The sequence below is a fragment of the Psychrobacter aestuarii genome, assembly GCF_904846035.1.
GTDB lineage: Bacteria > Pseudomonadota > Gammaproteobacteria > Pseudomonadales > Moraxellaceae > Psychrobacter > Psychrobacter aestuarii.
Map to the genome: position 1 here is coordinate 1966135 of NZ_CAJGYT010000001.1, position 14934 is coordinate 1981068.

Genomic DNA, 14934 nt, shown 5'->3' on the forward strand with positions numbered 1-14934 from the left:
TTAATAACATCAAGGCTTCAGTGGTATATGGGCGAATGATAAACGAGTTAGGACAATCCTATGAAGAACCAGCCCAACGAAATGGTGACGCTTGAATGGCTATTGCCACTCTTAAATCAGCAGTTAGAGCAACTGTCTGAAGGCTGGCTTGAGGATACCCAAGCCGCTGACATTGCGCCTTTAGCCCAGCATTATCACGACATTGATGGTGCGTTGGTGATGGCACAGTTGCCGCGTTTGGCAGATTTGGCAGGGGCGCTTAGCCTATTGGCTGCCGCTTGTGCACGTCAGTCGATGGACGCTTCGGTGTCTCGCCAAGCCATCTTTGCGCATCAGCTATTGCAGCATGAGTTGATGGCCTATATACAGACGGGCGTCTATCGTGAAGCGATGGTGTATAAGACCATTGATGGGCTGATTGAGCTGGCACAGCAGCTGTCTGATAGCCGTGATGACACAGACATAGCGCCTCGTATACAGCGCCTGCGTGCGCGCATCACCGCGCCTGCTCTTGATGCGGTAGATGCGGTGAGTCATGAGCCTTTTGTGTTGCCAGATTTGGAATATCGCGCGCAGCTGAGCCAATGGCAAACAGAGGCGCAGGCATTGAGCGCGCACAATATCAATCACCCCGAGCGCTTAGCTGCTCTGCAAGCGATTAGCCATACGCTTTGGCAAAACATATCTGACGCGGTGCATCAGCGTTTGTGGTATGTGGTGGAGATTTGGCTGGACAATCTGGCACGAAATACCCAGCCTACGCCTGAAGCCTACAGCGCCATCTTGTCTGAGCTTGAGCGTATGATTGCGGTCTACGCGGCGTGTCAGTCAGACGCAAAGTTAGACAGCGTCAGTGCGGGACGTATTGAAGCCATCATCGCTGATATTTACCTCAATATGAGCCGCTTTGCCGACTTGGACGATGCGGGCAAGACCCTTATTCATCAAATGCCTGCTTCAGATGTGTTGTCTGCGCGCTTTTTGCCCCGTATTTTGAATGACATTGAATCGATTATTTTTACGTTAGACCGTCCTTTGTCTTTGATTGAGCCATTGCGCCGTGTTGAAGAGCGGTTAGGCATGCGTGGCTGGAAGCTGTATGAAGCGCAAGTCACACAGATTTTGGACGATGTAGAGACGACAGCACATTCAGAAGAGGCCTTTGCACAGGTGCAATGGCAAATCGAGCGCCAGCTGCAAGAGCTGTACAGCGCCATTTATCACACCGAGCAGACCATCCGCACCAAGATTGGTGACGCCACATCTTTCACGGTGCAAGCGCAGCGAGCAGAAGACGAGACACCCCCTTTAAGTCATATCGACGACCATGCACTGCGTGAGCTGCGTATTTTGGTTGAGAGCGTCAAGCGTCATTTTAATGATTACGTACAGCGTCAGCGCCCGCAGTTGTTGCCGCCCATGGAGACTTTCACGCAGATTGCCCATGCGTTTGAAGACATGGGTCTGCCAGAAGCACGCGCCGTTACAGACAACATTGCCTCGTTATTCACACAAATCATCGCGCACGACTTGCACACCTTGGGGTGGAAGCTGACCCAATCACTCGCTGAAGGTCTCTCTGCTATCGAGCTGCTGCTGGATTATCTGGCGCAGCAAGTGTTGGATGCACCTTTGTTGGTACAGGCGGCCAGCTATATCGATGAAGCCAGTCACCTGCTCGACGACTTGATTGCCCGTCCGATTGATCATACAGATGGCAATGACAGCCGTGCCGCATTGGCCTATACCAGTTTGCAAAACGCTGCAGAAAACGTGGTGCGCTACGATGACAGCGGCGAGATTGTGCCTGACGATATCGAAACAGCAGAATCGGACAATACGCACAGTGATACTGAGGGCGCTTTGCCTGAGCATGACGCGGCTGATGATGCAGATGCCGATAGCGATGAGCATGGTGATAGTGAGCAAACAGAGACCGCTGAAAAAGCGGCACCCGCCGTGCCAGAACAAAGCGCCTTACTACAAGAAGCGCGCAGTAAAACCAAGCCAGACAGCTTTGAGATTGACGAAGAGATACGAGAAATCTTCATCGAAGAGGTGGACGAGGTACTCGAAACTTTAGAAGAATTTTTGCCCATTTGGCAGCACGCGCCGCAAGATTTAACCCCACTGACAGAGGTACGTCGCAGCTTTCATACCCTAAAAGGCTCAGGGCGTATGGTCGGCGCATTTAGTATTAGCGAGATGGCGTGGGCCGTAGAGAACCTGCTTAATCGAGTGCTGGACAAGACGCTTGAGGTCAGTGACGAAGTGGTCACTGTGGTGCTGTCTGCGGTCGATGCGACCAAGCCCTTGATTGCTGATTTTGCCGCTGGCGAACCACCAACGGTCGACACTGCAGTGATTATCTTGCATTGTGACAATCTACTGGCGCACCGTGACTATAACGATGGTCTGCCAGCTTCTGTCGCAGCAGGACAGGACAGCGTCCATCACGACGCGGCGCTTGAGTCTGTCAGCGACACATTGAGCGCGCCCGTGCTTACCAGCGATACCGACACCATCGCGGACACAGCGCATACCGCCAGTGAAGCGTCACCTGTGGCCAGTGCGTCTGCCGATACGGGTATGGCAGGACAGGTGCCCGATGTGCTTATGCCTTTTATAGATGAGGCCGTGCTGCCTGCGGACAGCGATGATGCTGACCCTGACATCAAAGAGATTTTTATCGAAGAGGCGGAAGAGGTTCTAGAAGAAATCGTACCGCTTTATGAGCAATGGCAGCAAGCACCTGAGTCACTCGACGTGCTCAAAGATGTGCGCCGTGGTTTTCACACACTTAAAGGCTCAGGGCGCATGGTGGGCGCGCACCATTCAGCAGAGCTGGCATGGTCTATTGAAAATATGCTAAACCGCATACTCGACCATACGGTGACGGTATCAACAGGCATGGTCGCGTTGGTCGGTGATGTGCTGGATGCCTATCCTGAATTGATTGAGATTTTTGCGCAGCAGCACCGCGCGTATCCGCAAAAGATGGCATTGTGGGTGGCATGTGCCAATGCCTATAACAAACAGCTTGGCGATGCGTTTACTTATCTTGACGTACAAGCAGATGCGCCCGCTGACGAGATTCAGGATAGCTATGAGGCAGATGTCGAAGCGCCAATCGTTGACGAAACCCTACAGACCTTGTATTCAGTGAGTGAAATGATTGGTGAAACGCCAGTCATCGAGCACATACCTGATGATGAAGAGCGCGAGCTGTGCCATATCTTTGTCGAAGAAGCGCAGTCGTTATTACAAGTGATTGATGGCTTTATCAGTGAGCATGAACAAGACACCGAGACAGCCGTTAGTGACGAGTTGGTTCGCGCATTTCATACCTTGCGCGGCGCGTCAGGCTCGTGTTCTTTGAGCGCCATCAGTGAAGTCAGCGCTGCGATTGAAAAGAGCCTAGAGCAGCTCCAGCATCATGACACACCGATTAACGCGCAGCACTTACAAGCGCTCAAGCAGTCTGCCGTATTGATTAAAGAGTATCTGATCAATTACGAAGAAGGGCTACAGCAGCATGAGACAGCAGCACCAGATCGCACGCAGCAGGAGCAAGAGCTGCTATCACTCCAAGGTATGCTAGAGAGCACCGAGCAGCCAGTCACCTCAGTATCACATCTGAATGTGGTCGAGCTGTTAGATATCGGCGTAGACGATCTGCTAGATGCAGACATGGAGCTCGAGTCTGTATTGGCGAGCGCCAATGAGACGCAGCTGCTGCATTACGCCAATCAGCAGCAGCAGCAAATCACTGCCTTGATGAGCCAAACCCAGTCTTCACGTAAGTTCACACGTATTTTGACGACGTTACAGAATGCTTATACGCTGCTGGCACAGCACCTTGAGGTGCGTTTTAAGCCTGAGTTTGTGGCATTATTGCTCGGCGGGCACAAGCAGCTGGTGGGTCTGTTCGATGCATTGGCCGCCAGTATGTCTCTTAAAGTAGACGAGGCCGCACTTGAGTCATCAGAGCGCTGGCTAGCAGATTATGAAGCTACCGCGAGCCGTCATGACAATGCAGCGGACGTCGCACCAGTAGTCGAAGACAGCGCGCCGCCATCAGCGGATATGGCGCCCGTCACTGCGGTCGCGCCTGTTATCAGTGCTGAGCCTATGCCTGTCAAGCCTGTGCAAACGACATCGGCGGAGCAGTCAAAACCTGAGGTTATCGATACCGACATTGAGCTGCTGGAGATTTTCTTAGAAGAAGCGCAAGAGTTAGATACCGCTGTGGCCACGACTTTTGGCACATGGCGCGATGATATTTATAACTTAAGTGCACTAAAAGTGCTGCAGCGCCATTTGCACACCATCAAAGGTGGCGCGCGTATGGCAGGCATTCAGAGTATCGGTGACCTGACGCACGAGGCTGAGAGTATCTATGAAGCCTTTGTTGAAAACACGATTGAGCCAACCGATCAGTGGTTCACCATCATGCAGATGGTACAAGACACCTTGTCCTTGCAAATTGACCATGTGGTACGTTATCAAGAGTCTTTCTTTGCCAATGAACTGATTGAGCAGCTACAAGCCTTCTTATACATGAAAGAGCTGCCAGAAACCGTCACTTTGGTACTGCCAGCGCTGCAAGGTCAGAACGCTGCGCAGACTGAAGAAGAAATAGTGACGCCTGAAGAAGACATTACTACACAGGCAGATTCTGACGATATCGTCAGTCTCGACATGATGGTCGATGCCTCATGGAGTGATGGCTTGCCTGACCCTGATATTCTAGAGGTGTTCTTAGAAGAGGCGGACGAGCTTATCTTGAGTAGCAGCAAGTATTTGCAGCTGTTCTTAAACAACATCAGCGACCTTGTGGCGCTACAAACCTTGCAGCGCAACTTACATACCATCAAAGGCGGCGCGCGCATGGTGTCGGCCAATGGTATCGCAGACTTGGCGCACCAGATGGAAACGGTCTACGAAGAGCTGGCCATCCGTCGTCGCCCAGCCACCAAAATGGTCGCGCAGCTGTTGGTTGCTTGTCATGACTGGCTCTCTGATGCGGTGTTTATTCTTAAACACAAAATCAATGCGCCGATGCCAAGCGCCTTGATTGGTGCTTTGCAAAAATTCATCAAAAACCCAGACAGCTTAAAATCGATTCCCACGCAGTCCCTACAGACGCAGCTGTCGGCTGTGCTTGCTAAGCAAAACAAGCAAGAGACGGTGCGCCGCGTTGAAGACATCAGTCGTATGCCACCAATGACAGGGCAGTTCGATACCCAGCAGCAAAGCAGCACCAATGAGATGATTCGTATCTCAAGCAACTTGATTGAGCATATGATTAACCTCTCGGGCGAGTCGGCGATTAACCGTGCGCGTATCGACATGGGTATGAGCAGCCTGACCAACAGCTTGGAGGAGATGGGCACGACGGTACAGCGTTTGGCTGACCAGCTGCGCCGTATGGAAATTGAGCTTGAAGCGCAAATTCTGTCACAAATCGACGATGCTGAGCTGATTGAGAATGAAGGCTTTGACCCGCTTGAGATGGACCAATACTCTGCCTTAAATCAGCTGTCAAAGTCACTGACCGAGTCGGCATCGGATTTGCTTGATATTAACAATACCTTGCTCGAAAAAACGCGTGACAATGAAAACTTATTGCTACAGCTGTCACGGACGCAGGCCGATTTGCAAAACGGTTTGATGAGCTCGCGGATTGTACCGTTCTCGCGCTTGATTCCGCGTCTTGAGCGTATCGTACGCCAGACGGGTAACGAGCTGAACAAGTCGGTGAGTCTGGTTGTCGATAATGCCGATGACGAGATGGACAGAACCATCTTGGAGCGCATCACCTCGCCACTAGAGCACATGCTGCGTAACGCGGTGGACCATGGTATCGAAAGCCCGCAAGAGCGTCTTGAGGCAGGAAAAGAGCGTAACGGTCAGATTCGCCTTGAGCTGATGCGTGAAGGCAGTGAGATGGTGATTCACTTGAGCGATGATGGTCGCGGCATCAATGTTGAGGCCGTCCGCCAAAAAGCCATTGCCCAAGGGTTGATTGATGAAAACGACCGCTTATCCGACCTTGAAGTGATGCAGTACATCTTTAACGCGGGTCTGACCACCACCAAAACCGTCACCCAAATCTCAGGGCGCGGCGTGGGTATGGACGTGGTCATCAGTGAGATTCGTCAGTTGGGCGGCGTGGTTTCGGTCAACTCCGTAGCGGGTCAAGGCTCGCGCTTTACCATTCGTGTACCGCTGACGGTTGCGGTTTCTGATGCGCTGATTGTTCGCGCCGCTGACCGCTATTACGCCATTCCGCTGGTACACATTGAGCGTGTGGTGCGTATTGAGCCTGAGCATCTGTACGACTACTACCGCTCCGAGCGCGCCACCATGCGCATTGAGAATAACGACTACCGCGTGCGCTATTTGAATGAGATTTTGACAGGCAGCAAACTTAATGAGCTGGCGGTTAACACCAGCAGCAGTTTACCTGTTATTATCATTAAAAACCGCGCAGGGCAAAATCTGGCTTTGCAGGTAGACCAGATTGCAGGCTCGCGTATTGAGGTGGTGGTTAAGCCACTAGGACGCCAGCTGTCGCACCTTGCGGGTATCTCTGCCGCGACCATCATGGGTGATGGCTCGGTCATGCTGATTTTAGACCCCATCGCCTTGATGCGTAACACGACCATCATGAAAGAGATGAAGCAGGTCAGTCAGTCCACGAGCCAGAGCCGTGACGATAAGAAAGTCAGCGTCTTGGTGGTCGATGACTCGGTAACGGTCAGAAAGGTCACCTCGCGCTTCTTAGAGCGTCAAGGCATCACCGCGATGGTGGCAAAAGATGGTATCGATGCGATAGAGATTTTGCAAGAAGCGCTGCCTGATTTGATTTTGTTAGATATTGAAATGCCGCGTATGGACGGTTTTGAAGTGGCGACCCAAGTGCGTCACAACAATCGTCTACGCGACATCCCCATCATCATGATTACCTCGCGCACAGGCGAAAAACACCGCGAGCGCGCGTTTGAGACGGGGGTGAATGACTACATGGGTAAGCCATTCCAAGAAAATGAGCTATTAAACAAAATCCAAACCCTACTGGGGATAGAACTAAGTGCGACAGATGACTGATGACACACAGACGAAACCCTTAGCCGACACCTCGACCAGTGACATCACGATGCTGGTCGTCGCCGAGAGCCAACACCAACGCTTGGCACTCAGTGAGACCATTCGTGGCTGCGGTTTTACGCTGATAGACAGCGTGAACCGCGCACAATTAAAACGAAAACCCATTAGAAATAAAATCGATGTCTGGCTGATTGACGGCGACTACGATGATGACACCGCAAGTATGATTGCCAATACCCAATCAAAAGCGGTACTCGTCGGGTTTTCGCAAGCGCCATACTTCAATGCTATCCAGTACTATGCCAAATGGCAGCGTAAGCTTAAACGCAAACTGGCGCAAATCCTTGAAATGCCCGTTCTTGCGGCGTCTCCCGTCTATGAGCACACGCAGCCGCATTGGCAGTACGTGGTGCTGCTGGGCGCGTCTATGGGCGGTCCAAGCGCGGTAAAAGAGTTTTTGGACAACCTATCGCCTGATTTGCCAATTTGTATTTTGCTCGCGCATCACTTTAATCCCAGTATGGTTGAGACGCTGCCACGAGTCATCAATCGGCACAACGATTGGCGCTGCCAGTTAATCACCAGTACGCGGCGGCTACAAGCAGGGCATTGTCTGATTGCCCCCATCAATCAGCAGATTGTCTGCGACTCTACTGGACGCGTGATTGTTACCGATAAAACGTGGCCGGGCGGCTACAAACCTGCGATTGGCGAGATATTGAAAAACGCCAGCGATGTCTATGGCAGCCGCCTTATCAGCATCATCTTTTCAGGGATGGGTACGGATGGGTCGCAGCATTTGGCAACGATTCAGGACAATCACAGCCAGCTGTGGGTACAAGACCCACGCCTAAGCACGTGTCCCAGTCAGCCGCAGAGCGTACTGGATTCAGGGTACTGCCAGTTTTCAGGCAGTCCCACCGCACTTGCACAAAAGCTGACCGACTATATCGCTGAGATGACGCAAATCTCATATTCGCTGTCTTAAAGCGTTTTAAGTAAATTTTGATAATCGTTAACCCATGGTGAGTACCTTATGAGCCAGATTCGCAAACATACCTTTGAGGCAGTCAGCTTATTGTCGGCTGATAACGGCTTACTTGACGTCACAGTTGTACCTGCAAAAAACCAGCCCGATTGGCTCGTGCCGAGCAGCCTGATTTTGAGTGTGGATGACTATCAAGAGCGTATTTGGACGTATCTGTGGCAAGACCAAGAGGTGGCGGTCTTTCACTTGCTGCCTCGAGGACATCAGCCAGATAAGCTGGTGGTGCTAGAGGGCAATACCGATGTACACCGTTTGGCTTTGCAGACCGCAGGTGAGCTTGACAGCTTTACCGTGCGTATCGCCGATGTCAAAGACATTGAGCTGCCTGAGCAGTATCAAGTGGTGGCGGCGGATAACATCGAAAAAAACCGCCAAAACAAAAGCGGCAATATTTTTCGTGAATCGGCGAGCCAAGATAACAATAATGATGCACTTGCAGAACAATTGCGAGAAAATGTTTTGATATCTTATCTGTTCCAGACCGTCATGGTGAACGATCAAATCTATTTGGTACCTGACTTGGATAAAATCGCCCACAATATGGTTGACCTTGACAGCTAGTCAAAGCGCCGTGAAAAACAGTGCCGTGCTGTATTTACTTTTTGCCACAATAATAACCACCGATAACCATCTATAAGATAAATAATAAGAAGACGCCTTATGAATAATACCGCACCCGCGCTGCACAAATGGCCCGTCAGTAGCCGAATTTTTCATTGGATCAGCGCGCTGTTATTACTCATCACGTGGGGCATGATTTTATTGAGTGAAAATATTGGTGGCAGTACCTATATCGGTTTGCACAAAGCATTTGGTTTAAGCTTATTGTTTTGGATGATAGCGCGTGTCATTAATCGCTTATTCACCCAAGCACCACCTGAAATGCCTGCGCCCAAATGGCAAATGCTGGCGTCACGTCTGACCCATTTTGCCTTATATGCAGCCTTGATTGCCATGCCGATTGCGGGGCTATTGATGACTGTTTATGGCGGTCGCCCTGTCGATATGTTCGGTCTGTTTGCGATTCCTGTCTTTGTGACCCCCGATAGAGGTATGGCGCGTTTTTTTAATGACATGCATACTGAGATTATCTGGCCAATGATTATCGCCTTTACGCTTTTACACATCGGTGCTGCGCTTTATCATCAGTTCGTCAAAAAAGACCGTCTAATCCATCGTATGAAATAAAGCCTACATACAAAAAAGCCCCATTCACATGGGGCTTTTTTATTACGGTGCGCAAACGGCAGTCTGCGAGCTTATGGCTTTTTTTGATGCTCAGGCAAGCTGATGTTCATCTCAAGCACATCCAGACTGTCTTCGTGGCGGTGATTGATGTTGACATCATTAATCTGAACACCATTCACGTACTTGTTCACCACTTCTAAGATTTCACGCTTCATCTTTTCAATACGCTCAGCGGTCAAGCGACTGTTCAGACGATTTTCGCTGGCAACGATAACCTTAAGGCGTTCCGTTGCCGCGTTTGCACTGCCACTTGCTTGATTCTCAGAACCAAACAAATTGCTCCAAAATCCTTTTTTCTTGCTCATTATTGACCCCCAAACCAGCGCTGTAAGAAGCTCTTTTTCTTCACCTCAAGATGACGCAGTGGGCGCTCTTCGCCAAGGAAACGAGCGACGATATCGTCATAACATTGACCCGCGACAGAGTCGGTGTAATGAATGACAGGTTCACCGTGGTTTGATGCTTCAAGGACAGCGTGGTTTTCAGGAATAACCCCAAGCAGTGGCACTTTTAGAATGTCATTTGAGATGGTGTCGATATCCATCATCTCATTGGCAGCCGCGCGCTCAGGATTGTAGCGGGTGATGACCAAGTGCTCACGTACCGTGCCTTGGTTTTCTTCCACTTTTTTGGTGCGGCTTTGTAAGATACCGATGATACGATCCGAGTCACGTACTGAAGAGATTTCAGGGTTGGTGACGATGATGGCTTCATCGGCATGGTACATAGCAAGCTGTGCGCCGCGCTCGATACCGGCAGGTGAGTCGCAGATGATGTAATCAAACTGTTTTGATAGCTCATCCATGACCTCCGCCACGCCTTCGTTGGTCAGCGCGTCTTTGTCACGCGTTTGGCTGGCTGGCAGAATGAATAAGTTTTCGAGCTGCTTGTCTTTAACGAGCGCTTGAGATAGGCGAGCGCTGCCGCTGATGACATCAACAAAGTCGTAAACAATACGGTTTTCACAACCCATGATCAAATCAAGGTTACGCAAACCCACATCAAAATCAATAACGACTGTCTTATAGCCTCGTAACGCCAAGCCGGCAGCAAAAGAAGCGCTGGTCGTGGTTTTGCCCACACCGCCTTTACCTGAAGTGATCACAACAATCTTTGCCACAATGGCGCACTCCTATGAATTTATGAGATGACTGATGAATAATAAAAAATTGGCTCAATACCGCAGGCAAAAAGGCACTCAAAAATCAGGGTGTCTGACTTTGACTGTTTTGGCTCAAAATAGCGTGTAATAAGCGCAATCTACGACCGTAAGCCTAGCATAAATAAACAAAAATTTATAGCGAGTCACGGTGAAATAATAAAAAGTGATTTTAAAGCTGTTATTAATAATAACGACAGCTTATGTTATGAATAATGGCATTGATAAATTTCCCACCAATACGCTTAATCTTCGTCGATAATACTAAATATCAAGCCTTCGCCTTCAATAAAGCGCACCTGTACCGCGCGGTCAATGACCTCTTCGGGCAAGTTGTCACGCAAACAGTAAGTACCCGCAACGGACACAAGCGTTGGGTTAAATACTTGGCAAAAAATACGCGCATCTTTATCGCCCGTTGCGCCCGCGACCAAGCGCCCTTGCGCACGACCGTAGACGTGTAGGCTGTTGTCGGTGATGGCTTCAGCGCCGCTGTTGACACTGTTGGTCAAAATTAAATCGCCGCCGACGTGGTTTAGGCTTTGTCCTGAGCGCAGCATTTGATCATAAATCAGCGTGGTGTTTTGCTCAGCAACATCAAGCGTTTCATTGGGCGCGTCATTGACCTTGGCAGTAGGCGCTGCGGTTTCGACAGGCTGCGGGGCAGGGGGCTTTTTGGGGATAATGCGCTCGATGCGTTTGCCATCGGCAGGGAAGATGGCAAGGCGCTGCTCGCGTGCTTGCTCTTCTAAGATGCCTGTGACCACACCGATAGGCTGCAAGCCCCAAGACCACAGCAAATCCACCAATGCGCTCAAGTCCTGCTCGACGCTGCTGTCGATAATGATAGGAATGTTGCTCTCTTTGTTGCTCAGCGTGTGTGCAAGCTGCGCCTCGACGGTTTGTAGGTCATCGGTATGCAACTGCAAGCGCGAAAAAGTCAACATTTTGCCGTAAAAATTAACGGCGGGGGTGGCGGCGTGAGAGTCGGTATCCGAAATCGTCATAGAGCTTGTCCTTAAAAGATACTGGTGCTGCCATCGCGGCGCATGGTGTCATGAGGTTGTGGTTTGGGTCGGTGCGGCTAGGCTACAGATACCCAGCAGTGTACTAAGAGACAGACGGGTTTCACAAGCCCCCGTCTGGATAAAATCGTACAAAAATCTATGGCAACCCAAGGATTGGGTCTCAGATAGAGGATTATAGGTTCAGCATGTCTTTGTGCTTCCACTGCTGGACTTTGACCTGCGCTTCAAGCCCGCTTAAGCTGTCGGCAATCAAGGCGGCAATCAAGGTTTCAAGCGCGCTGTTTTGGGTATCCATATTGGCGATGCCGTGCGCGATATTTTGCATCAAAGCGTCCAAGCGCTCAGCATCTAACAGACGCTCAGTGACGGCGCTGGCGACATTTTCGCCGACATTGTGCCCGATTTGGAGCATCTGCGACTCAATCAAGCTGCCAGCAATCGGAATCATACGCACGTAGCGGCGCAGCTCAGGGGTATTTGCCAAGCCTTCTTCAATCGCATTGCCCACCTCAGTGGCGATGACGTTGCCCGTGGTTGGGTTGCCCTTTAACTGCTGCAACTGCGGTATCAGCTCTTGGCGCAGCATAGAGAGTACCGCCGCCTCTATATGCGCACGATTGCGCGTCAGTGTCGAGTTGATAATCGATTGCTGCGCATTGGTGTCGGTCAGCTCGCCACGAAAATTGGCAATGATGGTCAAGACCACGCGGTCGGACAGCTCTTCGAGCAAAATATCGCCATAAAACTTGATGCGCTCAATCCACAGCTGCGGCAGCACCTGATAGCCGAGCTGATAGAGTCTGCGCCCGATGACCACCACGCGGAACAAGCGCAGCATACGCAGCTGCGGAAAACAGCCGAGCACCTCGTACCAGTGGACGAACGGAAAAAAGAACCAGCGATAATAAGTGCGCCGCTGAATGGCAATCATCCAGCGGACGAACAGCTCAGCGACCAAGAATATGGTAAAAAATCCGCCCGCCGTACGCAGTGGCTCGTGCACGGTACTTTGATACCACACAAGACTTTGGGTAATGTTCAGCCACTCTGCCGCATTGGCGCTGAACTGACTCATCAGCACCGCATCAAGGCTAATCAACAATAAATCAATGCTGATAACGATGAGCATAAAAATATCGTAGCCCAGCTTAAAGCGATTGGGCGGCTTTGGCGGTGGGCTTGGGACGTGTGTGACGGTCTGCGTCGATGCGTTCGAAATCGGAGGTTGGGACACAGGCTTACCTTATTATCAGTGAATATTTATCCGTGACTATGAAAAACAATACGCGTGATGACCGCACGTAGCGGCAGGCGGGTAATATCGCGCTAAGTCACTGGTGATTTTGCAAACATCGCCAGCATGCTGCTGATGCGTTTGTCCTTTTGTTGCCACAGTTCATCAAGCCAATCGAACAGCGCCGACTTGACCGTCTCGTCACGATCATAGCCGCCATCTTTAATCTGTGTAAACAGCTCATCTGGCATCTCGACATGGCGAATGTGAACGCCCAAGTGCTTAATATTGCCTTTCCATAGGTCGCTGTAGGTCGGTACGCCATCAGGATACACGATGGTCATGTCCAAAATACCATCAATCTCCTCGCCGAGCGTCTGTATGGCGAGTGCAAAACCACCCGCGCGCGGCTTGAGCAAATGCTCATAAGGCGCGTTTTGTGCGTCGTGTTTGGCTTTGGTGAAGCGCGTGCCCTCAAGATAGTTGAGCAAAGTAAACGGCTTGTCTTTTAACAAAGCGCAGGCGCGTTTGGCTTCTTGAATGTCTTGTCCGCGTAGGGCAGGATTTTTGGCGATGGCTTCTTTAGAGTGACGGCGCATCATCGGAAAGTCTAAGAAATAAAAGGTCTGACCGACCACGGGAATATAAATCAGCTCAAACTTGGTAAAAAACCGCGTCAACGGCAATCTGTTTTCACTGATGTACTGCATGATGCTGGTGTCCACCCATGATTGGTGGTTACTGACGAGCAGATATTTGCCATTGGGGTCGATGTCATCAGGCAAATCGATGCGCCAGTCTTTTTGCGGCAACAAGTTATCAATCATGGCATTGTTGACCCCAATCCAGTGGTTGGTAATGCCAATCACTGCCTTATCGGCAATCTTTGCCCCTGTGATGATTTTGGCACCACCAGTCAGCCAAATAGGCACGCTACAGGCCAGACTGTTGGCAGCGATGACGCCTGTCGCTGTGGTCAATGAAACGGCTTTGGCAAGCTTGGGGCTGCGTTGGTGTAACTTTTGAATGACAGAGGCCAGTTGCATGGGGAGTGTCCTTTTATCCGCAATAATAATCGGTGGAATAAATGCGCTATGCGTATGATTTTAGCAGAAATATGGCTGAGTGTACGACTGTTAACATAAGCAAAAACACCGAAAACAAACGCAAGATACGTCTCAAAAGCGTCGCGTGCATAAGTGATGACGTTGTTCACAGTAAAGTTATCATTGCGCTGCAATCTATCATGCACATCTCATACATAGGTGTGACAAAATATTACACACAGTTAGGTTTGCCTCGCCATAATGATAATGAAAGTGCCCAGCACTATTATTACATTGATGAACTACCCCATGTCGAGGTGCAGATTTACCATAAATCTATGACCAAAATGCGGCGCGGGGGATGACACTATTTGTTGAGGAGAATTTTATGCGTAACCAACTTATGATTGCAGCACTTGCATCTGGCATGGTATTGACAGGCTGTACCACTGATCCAACGACAGGTCAGCAGCGTCTGAACAAGACCGCTATCGGTACCATCGCAGGCGCAGTAGGTGGTGCAACCATCTCTAAAGCGACTGGCGGTGACAACACAGGTCGTGACGCGGCTATCGGTGCAGCACTGGGTGCAGGCGTTGGCTACTACATGGAGCGTCAAGCCAAGCAGCTTGAGCAGCAAATGAGTGGTACGGGCGTAAGCGTTGAGCAAAACCCAACCACAGGTAACATTGATCTGGTCATGCCAGGCAACATTACCTTTGCTTTTGATGATGCGACCCTAAGCTCATCATTCAAGCCAACACTGGACAAATTGGCAACGACCATGAACCAGTATAACAAAACTACCGTGACTATCGCAGGTCATACTGACAGCCGTGGTGATGCCAGCTACAACATGCGCTTGTCTCGTGACCGTGCGTACTCAGTAGCCAACTACTTGACCGCTCGTGGCGTTTCTGCCAACCGTATCCAAGTGGTCGCTTATGGTGAGTCACGTCCAGTCGCTAGCAACAGCACTGACGCAGGCCGTCAGCAAAACCGCCGTGTTGAGCTGACCATCAACGCCCCACAAAGCGTAAACTAATCTGATTGCTCAC

Annotated in this window: 10 protein-coding genes; 5 read left to right on the forward strand and 5 right to left on the reverse strand. The window is 50.5% G+C overall.

The window, feature by feature from the left end; all coding sequences use genetic code 11:
- Positions 1-60 precede the first annotated feature (60 nt).
- The 4 genes from JMW05_RS08335 to JMW05_RS08350 all read left to right on the forward strand — a co-directional run bounded on the left by JMW05_RS08335 (position 61) and on the right by JMW05_RS08350 (position 9349).
- Entirely contained in the window at positions 61-7113 is a 7053-nt protein-coding gene (locus JMW05_RS08335; protein ID WP_201504842.1) for an Hpt domain-containing protein, read from the forward strand.
- Complete coding sequence (locus tag JMW05_RS08340) at positions 7106-8101, forward strand: chemotaxis protein CheB (protein ID WP_201504843.1); 996 nt, start codon at positions 7106-7108, stop codon at positions 8099-8101. The genes JMW05_RS08335 and JMW05_RS08340 overlap by 8 nt, the downstream gene beginning before the upstream one ends.
- Before the next feature lie 48 nt (positions 8102-8149).
- Entirely contained in the window at positions 8150-8722 is a 573-nt protein-coding gene (locus JMW05_RS08345; protein WP_201504844.1) for a hypothetical protein, read from the forward strand.
- Between the two features lie 99 nt (positions 8723-8821).
- A complete protein-coding gene (locus JMW05_RS08350) occupies positions 8822-9349 on the forward strand; it encodes a cytochrome b (protein WP_201504845.1) in 528 nt (175 codons plus the stop codon).
- Positions 9350-9420: 71 nt separating this feature from the next.
- Here the strand turns inward: JMW05_RS08350 and minE are convergent, their stop codons facing one another.
- The 5 genes from minE to JMW05_RS08375 form a co-directional block, all read right to left on the reverse strand.
- Positions 9421-9714: a cell division topological specificity factor MinE gene (gene minE / locus JMW05_RS08355; RefSeq protein ID WP_201504846.1), complete on the reverse strand. Its 294-nt coding sequence runs from the start codon at positions 9712-9714 to the stop codon at positions 9421-9423.
- On the reverse strand, positions 9714-10529 hold the full coding sequence (gene minD, locus JMW05_RS08360; RefSeq protein WP_201504847.1) for a septum site-determining protein MinD: 816 nt from the start codon (positions 10527-10529) through the stop codon (positions 9714-9716). The genes minE and minD overlap by 1 nt, the downstream gene beginning before the upstream one ends.
- A 284-nt stretch (positions 10530-10813) precedes the next feature.
- Positions 10814-11575: a septum site-determining protein MinC gene (minC, locus tag JMW05_RS08365; protein WP_201504848.1), complete on the reverse strand. Its 762-nt coding sequence runs from the start codon at positions 11573-11575 to the stop codon at positions 10814-10816.
- Positions 11576-11768: 193 nt separating this feature from the next.
- A complete protein-coding gene (locus JMW05_RS08370) occupies positions 11769-12830 on the reverse strand; it encodes a hypothetical protein (protein ID WP_201504849.1) in 1062 nt (353 codons plus the stop codon).
- A gap of 92 nt (positions 12831-12922) precedes the next feature.
- Complete coding sequence (locus JMW05_RS08375; protein WP_201504850.1) at positions 12923-13876, reverse strand: acyltransferase; 954 nt, start codon at positions 13874-13876, stop codon at positions 12923-12925.
- Positions 13877-14264: 388 nt separating this feature from the next.
- Here JMW05_RS08375 and JMW05_RS08380 point away from each other — a divergent pair, with 388 nt between their 5' ends.
- Complete coding sequence (locus tag JMW05_RS08380; protein ID WP_201504851.1) at positions 14265-14921, forward strand: OmpA family protein; 657 nt, start codon at positions 14265-14267, stop codon at positions 14919-14921.
- The last annotated feature ends 13 nt before the right edge of the window (positions 14922-14934 follow it).

Excerpts from the sequence above, each read along its gene's own strand:
- JMW05_RS08335 (WP_201504842.1), top strand. The coding sequence starts at position 61 with ATGAAGAACCAGCCCAACGAAATGGTGACGCTTGAATGGCTATTGCCA.
- JMW05_RS08340 (WP_201504843.1), top strand. The coding sequence starts at position 7,106 with ATGACTGATGACACACAGACGAAACCCTTAGCCGACACCTCGACCAGT.
- JMW05_RS08345 (WP_201504844.1), top strand. The coding sequence starts at position 8,150 with ATGAGCCAGATTCGCAAACATACCTTTGAGGCAGTCAGCTTATTGTCG.
- JMW05_RS08350 (WP_201504845.1), top strand. The coding sequence starts at position 8,822 with ATGAATAATACCGCACCCGCGCTGCACAAATGGCCCGTCAGTAGCCGA.
- minE (WP_201504846.1), bottom strand. The coding sequence starts at position 9,714 with ATGAGCAAGAAAAAAGGATTTTGGAGCAATTTGTTTGGTTCTGAGAAT.
- minC (WP_201504848.1), bottom strand. The coding sequence starts at position 11,575 with ATGACGATTTCGGATACCGACTCTCACGCCGCCACCCCCGCCGTTAAT.
- JMW05_RS08375 (WP_201504850.1), bottom strand. The coding sequence starts at position 13,876 with ATGCAACTGGCCTCTGTCATTCAAAAGTTACACCAACGCAGCCCCAAG.
- JMW05_RS08380 (WP_201504851.1), top strand. The coding sequence starts at position 14,265 with ATGCGTAACCAACTTATGATTGCAGCACTTGCATCTGGCATGGTATTG.